The following is a 13588-nucleotide window of genomic DNA, read 5'->3' as shown; positions in this document are numbered from 1 at the left end:
GCTGAAAAAGCGTAACTACCTTGTTCTAATTAAAAAAGGGATTTGTAGTGATTTCACGCTCAATCGTAGTAGCATCTCCATGCCCAGGATAAACTGGAAATTGTTTCGGCAAGGTAAATAGTTGTGTTTTGATACTTGTCAGCAATTGGTCTAAATTCCCCGTTGCAAGATCCGTTCGTCCGATACTGCCCCGGAAAAGAGCATCCCCTGAAACCACAAAGTCATCAAAAATAAAGCTGACACTGCCAATCGAATGGCCGGGAGTTGCCACAACAGAAAAGCGCATATCTCCAAGCGTATAGTCTTTTAATTCAAATAAATACTCTGCTGGTCTAACGAGGACATCGGCAATGTCATCGTGCCGTCCTAATCCTGACAAATTCATTTGCGGATCTTGCAACCAATCCTGTTCTAACGGACTCACATAAACAGGAATTTGATAATAATCTCTTAATGGATCAACGGCACCGATATGATCATAATGGGTATGGGTCAATAAAATTGCCACAGGTTTTCGTTGTAGTTTTTCGATTTGTAGAATTATTTTCTCCGGTTCTGCACCGGGGTCCACAATCAGTAGATTTTCTTTGTTGTAAATAAGATAGCAGTTTTCTTGAATGGGACCAGTCACTAGTCGTAAGATTTCCATAAGACGCCTCCTCTTTTCTATAAGTATAGCGCAAAGAAACGTATCCAACAAAGAAAGAAATTTTTCTGCCTCTAAAAAAGAAAGACTAAGGAGACTATGATGGAAAAATGGTAGATTCAAAAGAAACAACTAAAAAAACATTTATTTAACGAAGGTTTAAAAACCGCTCTGCTATACTTAGGGTAACGTATATTGGGGGAGTTTATATGAAAAAAGGAATCATAACAATCAACCTACTCATCATTGCGTCATTTCTTTTAGTTTCCTGTGCATCGAAAAAAGAATCCTTTTCGACAAAAGAGAGTGTTTTGGAAAATGAACCTGCGCTGGAACCGGAAATAAAATTACAAAGCAAAGAGCTGCTTATCCTACAAACAAACAACAATGATTTCCCCCAAAGCCAAGGGGTATATGATATTCATAACGACACATTGACAATCGTCAAACAATATATTCCTGATGATGATCCATCCATTACTTCGGAGAAGCTATCAGATTTGTATCACGAAAAATTGACGATTATAAAAGAAGATTTTGCGTCCACCTTTACTGAACAAGAGCTTTCAACCGATTTATTTCAAGTTTATGAACGGGTGGTACCGGAAATCACTGTTTCACTAGAAGGTCGAGAACTGATTTTACATGGAGAAGAATTTCAAAAGTCTTTCTATTTTGTCTCCGGCAGTACAAAGATCGTTGTTGACGGCAACAATGTTGAGTATGAAGTGAAGTACGACCGTTAGAATAATCGAAATTGTCAGATAAATGAAATCTTTTTTTGCTGAATTCTTACAAGTCAGTCGTGATTATTTCATGCCCTTTTAATAATTTCTCGTTATATTATAGACATCCCAAAAATCTAAATTCTTATCCTGTATCCCTGAAAATTTTTCAGGGATTTCTTTTTACATTTTTCCTCTTTTTTTCGTTATAGAAGTGAAGGGAGGAAAATAGAATGAACTGGGAAGAATTATTTTTGGAATTGCAGCAACAAAAGATTCTTTATGTCTTAGGTTTACTGGCGGTGGCAATGACGCTGGATTTTTTCAGCGGTGTGTATGTTGCAAAAAAGCAGCAGTGCCTTTCGTCTAAAGTTGGGATCAATGGAATTTTGCGTAAGCTTGCCAGCATGGTTTTACTGGTTTTCTTTTTGCCAGTGGCGTTGTTGCTGCCCATTAAGACTGGCATTGCGATGCTTTACGTCTTCTATGTGGGCTATCTTTTGCTGGAAATTCAATCTATTTTGGAAAATTATCAAAAAATTGGCATCAACAGTCTGCCTTTTTCGGCATTTTTAGAATTGCTGAAAAAATATCGGCAGAAATAATTTGTTACGCTCCTGAAAAATTTCAGGAGTTTTTTTGTCTTTGACCTTTGCTTATTTTCTTCTATAATAAAGGGACTGCTGGAAAGAGGAGGTGCAAAACAAATGCATCGAGGAAAAATATCGGTCCGCAAAATCGTTGAATTTATTTTGCGCAGAGGAGATATTGATAGCCGGCGAGTGAGCAACCACACTGCTTTAGAAGGCGCAAAAATCCACCGACGACTGCAAAGTGCAGCAGGCGAGGCGTATCAAAAAGAAGTTACGCTGAAAATCGAAAGCCAGCTGGGGGAGGACCTGTTGATTGTTGAAGGTCGGGCAGACGGTATTTTTATGGGAGATTTCTGGACGATTGATGAAATTAAAACTTCCGAGGTTGCCTTTGAAGATTTGACGGAAGACCAGATCGAATTGTTTTTCTATCAGGCGATGGTTTATGCTTATATTTATGCAAAAGAAAATACCTTGCTGGAAATTGATGTTCAATTAACATATTTTCAGACAACAGAAGAGCTGATCACGCGAAAGAACAGGCATTTTTTATTTTCTGAATTAGAAACTTTTTATTTGGACTTGATCCATGAATACCATAAATGGCTGCTGTTTCAAGAAGACTGGCGAAGAGTCCGTAATACCTCTTTGATGGCGTTGAAATTTCCCCATGAAACCTATCGGAAAGGACAACGAGAACTGGCTGTGGCAGCTTATAAGACATTAAAAGCCAAGCAAAAATTGTTTGCAGAGGCACCGACAGGTACAGGAAAAACAATTTCCACCCTTTTTCCGGCGCTCAAGGCAATGGGAGAAGATGAAGCAGATCGGATTTTTTATTTAACTGCGAAAACAATCACTCGGCAAGTGGCAGAAGATGCTATGAAAGCTTTGACAGATGTCGGCGGACAGGCAAAAGTAATCACGATTACGGCGAAAGATAAAATTTGTTTTCTTGAGGACCGTAATTGCACACCGGAAAACTGTCCCTATGCCAAAGGCTATTACAACCGAATCAATGAAGGATTGTGGGATCTTTTGCATCATGAAAATTTGATTACCAGAGAAGTGATCGAAACCTATGCCCGCAAGCACATGCTTTGTCCTTTTGAATTTTCTCTTGATGCCAGTCTGTGGTGTGATGTCATCATTGGAGATTACAATTATTTGTTTGATCCAACGGTTTATTTGCGCCGTTTCTTTGAAGAAAATGACGAAAACTATTTCTTTCTAGTAGATGAAGCACATAATCTGGTCAATCGTTCACGAGAAATGTACTCGGCAGAAATTTCCTACGCAAAGGCAAAAGTACTTTGGGAGCAGTTGGGAAAAACCCACCAAAAATTGCGTAGAAGTTTAAATAAGGTGAATAAGGAATTTGAAAAAATTGATGAGATCGGCAAAGAAGACGGCTGGGAGTACCATCACCAACAAGCACCGGCGGATCAATTGATCAAACAGCTGTTTCGTTTACAAGAGAAGATGAAAGAATGGCTGGCTGCAAATCCAGATGACCGGGCTCAAGAGCAAGTACTCAGCTTCTATTTTGATGTGCTGCATTTCTTAAAAATCAGTGAATTTTATGATGATCATTATGAAACGACTGTTGAACGTTCACGAGTTGATATACGAATCAAGCTTTTTTGTATGGCACCTGCGCCATTCTTAACTGAGATGCTGAATAAAGGAAAAGCCAGTCTCTTGTTTTCTGCCAGCTTCAGTCCGCTTTCTTATTACCAAGAAGTACTGGGAGGCGAAAAGGAAGCTCTGCGCTATAAGCTGCCAAGTCCCTTTGAAGAAAAACAACAAAAAATCATCATCACCAACTATATTCAAACCACGTATCAAAGACGACAAGAAAGTCTGCCAGAAATCGTCGCCGCACTAAATACAATGATTCAAGCAAAAAAAGGCAATTATATGGTTTTCTTTCCATCTTATCGTTATTTGGATGATACGGCTGCACTGTTCAAAGAATTGTATCCAGAAGTCACTACCTTAATTCAAGACTCTAAAATGAATGAAGGCGAACGGGAACAGTTTTTAGCAAAATTTGAAGAGAATCCGCAAAATCCGGTATTGGCATTTTGTGTACTGGGAGGAATTTTTTCGGAAGGAATCGATTTGAAGGGAACTCGTTTGATTGGCACTGCGATTGTTGGTGTAGGGTTGCCTCAAATCAATCATGAACAAGAGTTGATTCGTGATTATTTTGACGAACAAAATCATCGGGGCTTTGAGTATGCCTATCAATTACCTGGGATGAACAAAATATTACAGGCGGCCGGGCGGGTGATTCGAGATGAAACAGACTATGGTGTGGTCCTGCTTTTGGATCAGCGCTTTCATTCTCCGCGTTATCGTCAATTATTTCCATTGCATTGGCATCCTGCTGTTGCCTATCGTCCCCAACAACTGGCAGATGAACTGGCAAATTTCTGGAAAACCATAAAATAAGGCGTGTTGCTTTACTTAATTTAAACTATAGGATACCCTTGGATAAATTTAAGGCGAAGGGTGTTTTTTTATGGATGGCAGCGGACTAAAAAAAGATCAAATTTATCTTGCGAAAGTAGTTGGATGTGAAACTTTGCAAAAAATCCGGATTATGAATGTGATGACTAATTGTGCCACGGTGGAACTAATCGAAGGCGGAAAAAACGGTGTCGTCAAATTGACGGATATTTTCCCAATGGAACAGAAAAGTTGATGCCAAGTATCAAATAATCAGCGATGAAGAGTTGCTTGCCGAGTGCTTTTATTTTCTCATGGAAAAATCAGTTTAATTTTCAGATGGAAACTGCTATTCTAAAGAAGATGAAAATTGAAGCAAGGAGAAACTGATTGTGGGAAAAATTGGCGTTAGACATGAACAAACAGAGATGTTTAAAAAAATAGGAGTTGTGCTGATTTCAGGAATCACCGCAGCTATTTCATTAAATTATTTTCTGATTCCGGCAAAGGTACTTTCTGCTGGAATGAACGGAGTGGCACAAATTATCGTGTTTCTTGGCTGGCGTTATTTCGAGATTCATTTGAGTACTGGTCTGTTTATTTTGATTTTAAATATTCCAATTTTTATTTTAGGTTTTATGAAGTTGGGGAAAGCATCGACATTTTGGAGTTTTGTTAATGTTGTTGGCGTTTCATTGATAACGATGATTATGCCTCAGGGTGAAGTCACCAATAACATCCTAATGAATTCATTGGTCGGCGGCGTCTTGTTGGGCGTGGGTGCCGGGTTTTCCTTAAAAATGGGATTTACTACCGGTGGCATGGATATTTTATCATTGATTTTATCGAAAACAACGGGTAAAACGGTTGGAAAGTATATGTTTATTCTCAATGGAATCATCGTGATGGTGGCGGGTTTTATTTTTAGCTGGGAAAGTGCATTGTATACAATTATCTCGATTTATTGTATGAGTCACGTGGTGGATATGATCCACACAAGCCATCAGAAAGTCACCGCAATGATTATTACTACCAAACCCGATGAAGTTGGGAAAAATATCGCTGCTCGTGTTTTTCGGGGGATGACGTTGATGCCTTCTGTTGGAGGTTATTCCGGTGTGGAAGGCAAGACGATCATGATGGTGATTACCCGCTATGAACTTTATGATTTAGAACAAGCAGTCATTGAAGCCGATGAAAATGCCTTTGTCAATATCTTGCCTACACAATCCATTATTGGACGATTTGCCAGCGAAGACGATCAACGAACTTTTAAAGCAACCGGAAAATTTCCGGAAATGAAGATTCAAAAGAAAGGACGCTGACCTTTTTAGATAGAAACAGAGGATATTTACAAAAGGGGAAAAACAAGGTATTATTTGGAAAGAAATGGTTAAAGGAGGCTTGTGCAAATGAGTCAACAATACTCTGAACAAGAAGTAGAAGAAATCAAAGATCGCGTGCTGACTGCGTTAGAAACAGTTATCGACCCAGAACTTGGCATCGACATCGTGAATCTTGGCTTGATATATGAAATCGAATTTGATGGAGAAACTGGCAATGCTGTCGTGAAAATGACACTGACCACGATGGGCTGTCCTCTAGCGGACATCTTAACTGATCAAATCCATCAAGCATTGGCAGAAGTAACAGAAGTGAAAAATGTCGAAGTGAAATTGGTTTGGTATCCAGCTTGGACGACTGATAAAATGAGTCGTTATGCACGGATTGCTTTGGGGATTAGATAGGTTGATATATCAAGGTTTAAAGAGGTTTTTGATTGAAATTTGATGGGTTAAATACTCATCTAGTGCGGTGTCCAATATGAATTTTTACTGTCTTGGATTACTTACCACGTGAGTTAAATTTTGATTGGACTCTAATTTAAAATGGCAAAAGTCAGAAGGCTCTTTCGTTAACTAATATGTTAGCGAAGGAGTTTTTTTGTTATGGAAAGATTGATATTAAAGGATTTAGTAGTAGAGTCAGCATTTAATGACAGGGCAAGAGGATTATCTCCAAAGACGATAAAAAAACATGGGAAAACTTTGAGTATGTTTCTGAAATTTTTAGAAGAAAAAAATGTTGACTCACTAGATATGGTGACTGTATCTCACGTACGCGGCTTTTTGATTAAGAATATTGAAGAAGGAAAAGCAGAAACTTACGTAAATAGCCATTTACGTAGCATTAGAGCGTTTTTTAGGTATTGTATAGATGAGAATTACATGAGAGAAAAAGAAAATCCATGTTTATATGTAAAGTGGATAAAAGAGAGACAGGTTGTTATCAACACCTTCTCTGATGATGAAGTTAAAAAGATGTTAAAGTACGCTAAACAAAGAACATTTACAAATGTAAAGCGTAAAGACAAATACCATCTAGGACTTCAGACCAAGTTTACCAATGAAAGAAGTTACTTACTGTTGCTAATTTTAGTTGACACTGGTCTCAGAATAAGTGAGGTTATGAATCTTAAACACTATCATGTTGAAGAATCGCAAATTAAGGTGGAGAACGGTAAAGGTAAGAAAGATAGAGTAGTTCATTGTTCGCCAACAGTATATAAAGCTTATCTAAAGTATCTCAGAGTAGCTAATGTTTTTTTTGAATATTATGAAATTATGAAAGATGAATATGTATTTCTTACAAAGTATGGCAAACAATATAGCTATATCTCGGCAGAGAGAGAAATTAAGAAAATTGGTGTTGCAAGTAATGTTAATCCAAATATTAGGATTAGTCCTCATACTTTTAGACATTATTTTACTCAGAAACTAGTTAGAAATGGTGCAGATATTTATATGATTCAAAAATTATTGGGACATTCCTCGATTAAGACGACGGAAGTCTATCTAAGGTCATTAAATATTGACGATTCAATAGAAAAAGCAGTCAAACACTCACCGCTACAAACAATTAAGTAAAAGTGTATTGACAATATCAGTAATAGTTCATAAGCTTGCTACAAAGTTTCTTAACCACTCACTATTACTGACAACAGTAAACTATTAAACCAGTAGAAGGAGTCAGCGATGAAGAAAGTAGCGTACATCAGAACATCGACAGGTAAGCAAACATTAGGTATTGAAGTCCAAATAGAGGCTCTCACAGCTTACCAACCCACTCACTGGTTCATTGAACAAGTCAGTGGTCGTAAAGTTGATAGAGAGCAATTAAACAGAGCTCTAGACATCCTAGAAGAAGGAGATACGCTAATAGTCTACAAACTTGACAGATTAGGAAGGAGCACTAAACAATTGGTCAATCTTATTAGTCAATTAGAAGAGAAAAAGATTCATCTTAATATCATTACGGAGGGGATTGACACATCAACAGCGACAGGGAAACTTATTTTTACAATCTTATCCTCAGTTGCAGAGATGGAAGCGAGTTTAATTTCAGAACGCACGAAACAAGCTCTAGCGATGTCGGATAACAAAGGTGGTAGACCGAGATTAAGTAATTTAACTAAAGCTAAAGTACTTGAAATGCATCGAAAACAGAATTACACAGTGAGCGAGATAGCACTTGAGCTTAATATTAGTGAAAGTAGTATTTATAGAATAGTTAGAACACATAAATTAAATAGTAACAAAGGTTGATAAACTTTTAGTAAGTATCGTATAATTATGTTAAGAAACGAACGAATTAGATAATAGTGAATATAATAGAAAAAGAATCTCAAAAAACAACCAAAAAGGTTGAGTTCATAAGATTCTTAGTGAGTCAGTTTTTATTGTTTAACGTCTGTCAAAAACGTTCGTTTTAGACAAGGTTTACCAGTGTTAGTAATAGTGAAATAGTTAAGGAAAGGGAATTTGCTTATTAGGCGTACCTTATTACCAAACTTGTGATTTTTTAATCATAAGAATGTTAATACCACATTTAGCTCTCAATTATATTAATATTGTTAGATAAACTGAAAAGTAATGGAATAAATAAGGGAGATGTATCAATGAAAAAAATAAAAATATCAATTTTTTTAATTATATTGCTGTTATTATTTGTTGGTTGTACAAATAATAATAATAAAATTAGTAAAGAATCAGAAACTTTAGAAACTTTAAAATCATCAGAAAGTTATAGTATGAATAAGTATGATAATAAACAACAAATGAATAATTTGACTCTTTATGAAATATTTAATGTTGGCGATAATAGTATTATGAATGGTATGGTTGGTCTATTAATGCTTGAAAACAATTTAGTTGATATTACCAAGGATAGTTTAGTTCCTAGTATACTAGCAATCAATTACAATGGGAAAAAAATTACAACATTCATTTATAAAAAAGGTTATTCTAGACCGTTGTCAGAATTTGTGAATGCTGATAGTTGGGCAGATGTCTTAATTGAAGAAGAAGTTACCGTATACGAATTTACTCAAAATGACTCAGGTACTTCTAATCTAAACTTGAATTTAGTGACTGATTCGAAAGGAAACAATTTACGTGCAGAGTATATTCAATTCCTTAGTGATGGTATATCAGATAATAGTAAATCTATATTTAGTTTTACTGCCGTTGGTTCTATTGAGGAAACGGAAATCTATGGGAAGAAAGTCAAAGGCTTTTGGGGAGGTAAATTAGATGGAAGTATGAATGCAATTGTTACAACCTCGCTAAATGATTTTAATCTCAAACTAGATGATTTGAATAATCCTTACGGTTTGAAAGTGGATGACCAAAAATTGATTGAACAGATGATTAATAGGTAAAATTGCTAATTACTATACAACAAATATGTTTAATTAAAAGAATAAATAGCACCTATCTCTCAATTATTTATGAAAATAGATTCACGTATATATACGTTATAATATACCTTAAGGATATTTGCAGTGTATATATGCGTTGCAAAAGTAGTTTTTTTATGAATTAAAAATATAGGGTGTGTGAGTTATATTATAGGTTTTTTATTTAATTGAAGAAGTAATATTTTTATTGCGAAAGCGTTCGAAAGTATACTTATCAATAGTAAATAATTCTATAGTGAAATTTTACTTTGACTTTATATATAATTTGTGTTATAATAATATTAACGTTAATAAAATATAATAATGTAGTAATAATTACATTTAAAAAATCAAAACATAGAAGCAACACAAACATAAGTTTTAGCTCGAGAACATCCAACATCTTAGGCTCTTTGTCAAATGGTGTTGTTTTGATCAAATCACACTTTAGGAAATGCTTCGGCATTTCCTTTTTTGCGTTATTAAATGATTTCACAGATATTTTGTTGGATGAGAATACGCATCCGAAGGTGACGGAAAGTCCGAAATCCAAAAGCTATTCTTTTGATTACTTTGATAAGATTGTTCTTTCCTTCTAGTTTTCCGTTTGAATAAGGATATTTTAAGGAGTTTGTGATGGCTTCTTTGTGCTTTCTCAGGTAACGAATCGCTTTTTTAAACCCATCGTTCAAGGAATGTGGTAATGATTCAATCAAGTCAAAGAACTCGGTGAAATCTTTTGCATCAAAAGCAGCCAACAGTTCTTGATAGACCTTATAGCTTTGCCGTAGTTGGTCGTCTATAGAAAGCAGGTAATCTAACACCTCAGATTCTGTTAAGTATCTTCTTTGAAAGAGAGGAAACTGCTTGAAGGAGGTGTAGTTTATCTTTGAATTTTTCTTCAAAATTGTTCGCCAATACTTTTTCAATTTTCGGTAGTCTTTTTGAGCTTGTGGATCGCTTTTCTTCAGCTGATTCATTGCCTGAATCCGTTGTTTATTAAAGGCGCGTGTCATTTGTTGGATGATATGAAATCGATCAATGGAGATTCGGGCGTTTGGAAAGACTTCTTTGGTCATCGCATCGTAAGAGGCGTTCATATCCATTACAATATGTGTGACCTGTTTTCTTGCTTTTAAGGTAAATCGCTGAAAGTATGCTCGTAATTTAAAGTTTCGTCGATCATCTAGGATATCAAAGATTTTACCAGTATCTGCATCACTGACAATAAAGCACATCACTCCTTCACAATCGCTAGTCCCTTTAAATTCATCAATCAGAAGATGCTTAGGAAGGTAAGTTAGCTGTTTACGAGGCTCTTCAAAGAAACTATCTAAGACCCGCTCAACGGTTTTTGTGGAAACGAAGTATCGTTTGGCGATATCTTGCATTGAAATCTTTTTCTTCAAATCCACAGCTATCGCAAATTTTAAAGCTTGCGAGATGTAACAATTCTCCGCTACATAATAGGTTTTGGCAGAAAACGTATGGTGGCACTGGGTACAACGAAAACGCTGTTTATATAGATGAAGGTAAGTGGGTACTTCTTGATAAGGAATCAATTGAATCCAGCTATCTTGGTAGGCATGACGAATAATTGAATCAAACCCACAATATTCACAACGATTCGCTTCTCCAGTTAATAAGCCGGTAAATACATTGGCCATCCGGCCATGAACAATCTCTTTACTAATCGCGTCTTTAGAGAAAGTAATGTGAGAATCCTTGATATTCAGGATTTGTTTGATTGATTTACTTGTATTTTCATCAGTACATTTGATATTCTTAACTATGGACATTTGGTTATCCTCCTATGATTGGGTTCAGCGATTTAATTATAGGGCAACCAAATGTCTTTTTGTTATAAAAAAAACTTGGTGTCCTTACTCATTTGAGAGTAACAACACCAAATATCATAGAACCCTTATACTGCGGCAACTTTTGCAGTCTTTCAAACAGCGCTGACGCAGGCAAAAACTGTTGCAGAAAATGAAAATGCGACAGAAGCAGAGGTGGCTCAAGCATTGACGGCCTTGCAACAAGCGATTGCTCAGCTTAAAAAAGCAGAACAAGCTAAGCCGACTCCAAAACCAGAACCAGAGAAACCGCAAAAACCAGTTACCACGCAGCCGGCAAAACCTGCGGAAACGAAACCGAAAGAAACAACGCCAGAGAAACAACCAGAAACAACACCTAATCAAGGTCCAGTTCAAGAAAGTTCAACCGGTGAAACTGTTTCTTTAGAAGATCGCTTAGTAACAGACAGTTTAACGGATTCTGATTTGAATGGTTTTGAATTGCCATTACTTTCCTCTTATGAAGATGAACGACAAGCAGCGATTGTTTCAGAAGCGTTGAAGCAATTAAGCCTGCCCTATGAAAAAAATGCCAAAGGCCCCAAAGCTTTTGACAATCTTCATGTGCCTATTTACGTGTACCAACAAGTTTTCGGTACTGATTTAGGAAAAGATTATCAAGATTTAGCAACTTCTGGAAAAAAAGTCGAATTAGCAAAAGCTCAACCAGGAGATCTGCTTTTCTGGAATAAAGACAATCAAGTGATACAAACTGCGATTTATCTTGGTTCAGGAAAATACCTGTTAGCCGACGAGACTTCACTTGAAGAACGTCAGCAAAATAGCGAGGAAGAAACAGAAGAAATACCCGGTGTTCGAATTTACTCCCTACAAGGCTATGACTTAGAAACTGGAGAAATCAAGGAAGATGCAGCAGAAGATACTGTGGCAACAACTTCACAAAGAGTTAATCCAGATTTTGCAGTTCAGGCTTCAGCAGATTTGAAATTAACCGACTATGGTCAAAAATTGATTGATACCTACGCAGCAAGTACTGATTTCAGAGCCAATCCTACGACACAGCACTTTATCGATGCGATTGCAGAAGATGCTCGTGAACTCGGATTGAAATATGATGTTTTTGCCTCAGTCATGATCGCCCAAGCCATTTTGGAAAGTGGATCAGGTGGAAGCACGTTATCAACGGCACCCTATTATAACCTGTTCGGAATCAAAGGCAGTAATAGTGGTAGTTCGGTGACGATGCCAACCATGGAAGATGATGGATCTGGAAACTTGTATCAAATTAATGCCGCTTTTCGCAGTTATGCCGGATATAAGGATTCCTTAACAGATTATGTTCGTTTAATCCGTGGTGGTATAAGTGGAAATCTAGGTTTCTATAAAGATGTCTGGCGTTCAGAAGCAAAGAATTATTTACAAGCAACCGAAGCATTGACCGGAAAATATGCAACAGATACTAGCTATAACAACAAACTAAACTCGATTATCGCAGCTTACAATCTGACACAATTTGATGAACCGAAGGCGGAAGCGGCTGGTGTCATTTTACAATCTAAAACAGAAATTCCAGCATATTATCGAGAAAAAATGACTTTCCCTGATTATAACGGTCGGGATTATAATACCTCTGGATCCTATCCAGTCGGCCAATGTACGTGGTACGTCTTCAATCGAATCACACAATTAGGCGGTCGAGTGGATGACTTCATGGGAAATGGCGGAGAGTGGGGACAAAAAGGTGCCCGTCTAGGTTACCAAACCACACAAACTCCGACAGTTGGGTATGCTGTAAGTTTCCATCCAGGTATTGCTGGATCTAGTTCCCTCTATGGACACGTTGCTTTTGTAGAAGCAGTTGGGCCAGATGGCATTTTAGTATCAGAAGGAAACGTGGTAGGTCCCACAACGATTTCCTATCGTGTAATCCCTAACAGCATTGCCCGTTCAGCAAATGTGACTTATGTAGCACCAAAATAAGTTTTGATAACCAGCCTCTGATCAAAGCGGAGGTTGGTTTTTTGTTGAAATAATCTAAATAAAACTCTTGTTTCTTCTATAAAGTCTTGATAAGATGGCTTTGTGAAGGACGGTGTATTATGAACAAACGTTTGAAGAAAAAACAAGCATATAAAAATTATATCCACGCTATTTTCAACGGTTATGAAAAAATGATATTGGAATCTGAATTAAAAGAACTTAAATTTCAGTATCTGAATGAAGAAACAATTATTTACCGAGATGAAGAAAATCTAATACGCTTTTTGACCCGTGACAAAAAGTAAAAGGCAACACGGAGCATAACTAATATTTTTAGTTGTGCTTTTTTTATTGACGCATATCTAAAAAGGTGCTATAGTAAAGCACGTTGTTCCGTTATATTCGAAAATGAATACTTTTCAGAAAAAAGTTGAAAAAGAGAGTTGACGAAACAAGAAACAGATGTTACTATAACAAAGTCGTCAAACGATGAAAGAAAATAAACCGTGATACAACGTGAAATTTTCCTTTAAAAAGTTGTTGACAAATAACAACTCGTTTGATAAACTAATCAAGTCGCTGTTAAGCAGCTGAAGAAAATTCGTTTTAAACACTTTGTTCAAACGAAAAAAACT

At 36.6% G+C, this 13588-nt stretch carries 13 protein-coding genes and 1 pseudogene; 12 read left to right on the top strand and 2 right to left on the bottom strand.

Annotated elements, in window-relative coordinates; translation table 11 throughout:
• Positions 1-25 precede the first annotated feature (25 nt).
• Entirely contained in the window at positions 26-649 is a 624-nt protein-coding gene (locus BAU16_RS12760) for an MBL fold metallo-hydrolase (protein WP_048602939.1), read from the bottom strand.
• 206 nt (positions 650-855) lie between these two features.
• Between BAU16_RS12760 and BAU16_RS12755 the strand changes: the two genes are divergently transcribed.
• The 10 genes and pseudogenes from BAU16_RS12755 (at position 856) to BAU16_RS12715 (ending at position 9138) form a co-directional block, all read left to right on the top strand.
• Positions 856-1392 (top strand): hypothetical protein, encoded by a 537-nt coding sequence (locus BAU16_RS12755; RefSeq protein ID WP_048602938.1) that lies wholly within the window; start codon positions 856-858, stop codon positions 1390-1392.
• A 212-nt stretch (positions 1393-1604) separates the two neighbouring features.
• Positions 1605-1976: a phage holin family protein gene (locus BAU16_RS12750; protein WP_048602937.1), complete on the top strand. Its 372-nt coding sequence runs from the start codon at positions 1605-1607 to the stop codon at positions 1974-1976.
• A gap of 102 nt (positions 1977-2078) precedes the next feature.
• A complete protein-coding gene (locus tag BAU16_RS12745; protein ID WP_161527214.1) occupies positions 2079-4421 on the top strand; it encodes an ATP-dependent DNA helicase in 2343 nt (780 codons plus the stop codon).
• Positions 4422-4491: 70 nt separating this feature from the next.
• On the top strand, positions 4492-4674 hold the full coding sequence (locus BAU16_RS12740) for a hypothetical protein (protein ID WP_048602935.1): 183 nt from the start codon (positions 4492-4494) through the stop codon (positions 4672-4674).
• Between the two features lie 172 nt (positions 4675-4846).
• Positions 4847-5743 carry a YitT family protein gene (locus BAU16_RS12735; RefSeq protein WP_390622574.1) on the top strand — a complete coding sequence of 299 codons (897 nt, stop codon included), beginning with the start codon at positions 4847-4849 and terminating at the stop codon, positions 5741-5743.
• Between the two features lie 87 nt (positions 5744-5830).
• Positions 5831-6166 carry a metal-sulfur cluster assembly factor gene (locus tag BAU16_RS12730; RefSeq protein WP_048602933.1) on the top strand — a complete coding sequence of 112 codons (336 nt, stop codon included), beginning with the start codon at positions 5831-5833 and terminating at the stop codon, positions 6164-6166.
• 201 nt (positions 6167-6367) lie between these two features.
• Positions 6368-7345 (top strand): tyrosine-type recombinase/integrase, encoded by a 978-nt coding sequence (locus BAU16_RS12725; protein WP_144771445.1) that lies wholly within the window; start codon positions 6368-6370, stop codon positions 7343-7345.
• 108 nt (positions 7346-7453) lie between these two features.
• Positions 7454-7855 (top strand): annotated as a pseudogene (locus BAU16_RS12720) (recombinase family protein); the annotation flags it as partial.
• Positions 7847-8023 (top strand): helix-turn-helix domain-containing protein, encoded by a 177-nt coding sequence (locus BAU16_RS13820; protein ID WP_442896824.1) that lies wholly within the window; start codon positions 7847-7849, stop codon positions 8021-8023. The pseudogene BAU16_RS12720 and the gene BAU16_RS13820, both read left to right, overlap by 9 nt.
• Before the next feature lie 353 nt (positions 8024-8376).
• Positions 8377-9138, top strand: a complete 762-nt coding sequence (locus BAU16_RS12715) for a hypothetical protein (RefSeq protein WP_161527212.1) — start codon at positions 8377-8379, stop codon at positions 9136-9138.
• A 500-nt stretch (positions 9139-9638) separates the two neighbouring features.
• On the opposite strand, the gene BAU16_RS12710 is transcribed toward BAU16_RS12715, so the two are convergent.
• On the bottom strand, positions 9639-10955 hold the full coding sequence (locus BAU16_RS12710; protein ID WP_161527211.1) for an ISL3 family transposase: 1317 nt from the start codon (positions 10953-10955) through the stop codon (positions 9639-9641).
• A gap of 213 nt (positions 10956-11168) precedes the next feature.
• Here BAU16_RS12710 and BAU16_RS12705 point away from each other — a divergent pair, with 213 nt between their 5' ends.
• Positions 11169-12953 (top strand): glucosaminidase domain-containing protein, encoded by a 1785-nt coding sequence (locus BAU16_RS12705; RefSeq protein WP_237579250.1) that lies wholly within the window; start codon positions 11169-11171, stop codon positions 12951-12953.
• 119 nt (positions 12954-13072) lie between these two features.
• The gene (locus BAU16_RS12700) at positions 13073-13258 is read left to right on the top strand and encodes a hypothetical protein (protein ID WP_048602927.1); all 186 of its coding nucleotides are present in this window, start codon (positions 13073-13075) and stop codon (positions 13256-13258) included.
• Positions 13259-13588: the final 330 nt, after the last annotated feature.

This window comes from Enterococcus sp. JM9B (genome assembly GCF_009933265.1).
Classification (GTDB): Bacteria; Bacillota; Bacilli; order Lactobacillales; family Enterococcaceae; genus Enterococcus_C; species Enterococcus_C songbeiensis.
Note: the sequence above shows the minus strand (reverse complement) of the source record. Positions and strands in the feature narration are given on the sequence as shown.

What these genes read in the sequence shown, in the direction of transcription:
- BAU16_RS12760 (WP_048602939.1), bottom strand. Translation starts at nt 649, where the DNA reads ATGGAAATCTTACGACTAGTGACTGGTCCCATTCAAGAAAACTGCTAT.
- BAU16_RS12755 (WP_048602938.1), top strand. Translation starts at nt 856, where the DNA reads ATGAAAAAAGGAATCATAACAATCAACCTACTCATCATTGCGTCATTT.
- BAU16_RS12750 (WP_048602937.1), top strand. Translation starts at nt 1,605, where the DNA reads ATGAACTGGGAAGAATTATTTTTGGAATTGCAGCAACAAAAGATTCTT.
- BAU16_RS12745 (WP_161527214.1), top strand. Translation starts at nt 2,079, where the DNA reads ATGCATCGAGGAAAAATATCGGTCCGCAAAATCGTTGAATTTATTTTG.
- BAU16_RS12740 (WP_048602935.1), top strand. Translation starts at nt 4,492, where the DNA reads ATGGATGGCAGCGGACTAAAAAAAGATCAAATTTATCTTGCGAAAGTA.
- BAU16_RS12735 (WP_390622574.1), top strand. Translation starts at nt 4,847, where the DNA reads ATGTTTAAAAAAATAGGAGTTGTGCTGATTTCAGGAATCACCGCAGCT.
- BAU16_RS12730 (WP_048602933.1), top strand. Translation starts at nt 5,831, where the DNA reads ATGAGTCAACAATACTCTGAACAAGAAGTAGAAGAAATCAAAGATCGC.
- BAU16_RS12725 (WP_144771445.1), top strand. Translation starts at nt 6,368, where the DNA reads ATGGAAAGATTGATATTAAAGGATTTAGTAGTAGAGTCAGCATTTAAT.
- BAU16_RS13820 (WP_442896824.1), top strand. Translation starts at nt 7,847, where the DNA reads ATGTCGGATAACAAAGGTGGTAGACCGAGATTAAGTAATTTAACTAAA.
- BAU16_RS12715 (WP_161527212.1), top strand. Translation starts at nt 8,377, where the DNA reads ATGAAAAAAATAAAAATATCAATTTTTTTAATTATATTGCTGTTATTA.
- BAU16_RS12710 (WP_161527211.1), bottom strand. Translation starts at nt 10,955, where the DNA reads ATGTCCATAGTTAAGAATATCAAATGTACTGATGAAAATACAAGTAAA.
- BAU16_RS12700 (WP_048602927.1), top strand. Translation starts at nt 13,073, where the DNA reads ATGAACAAACGTTTGAAGAAAAAACAAGCATATAAAAATTATATCCAC.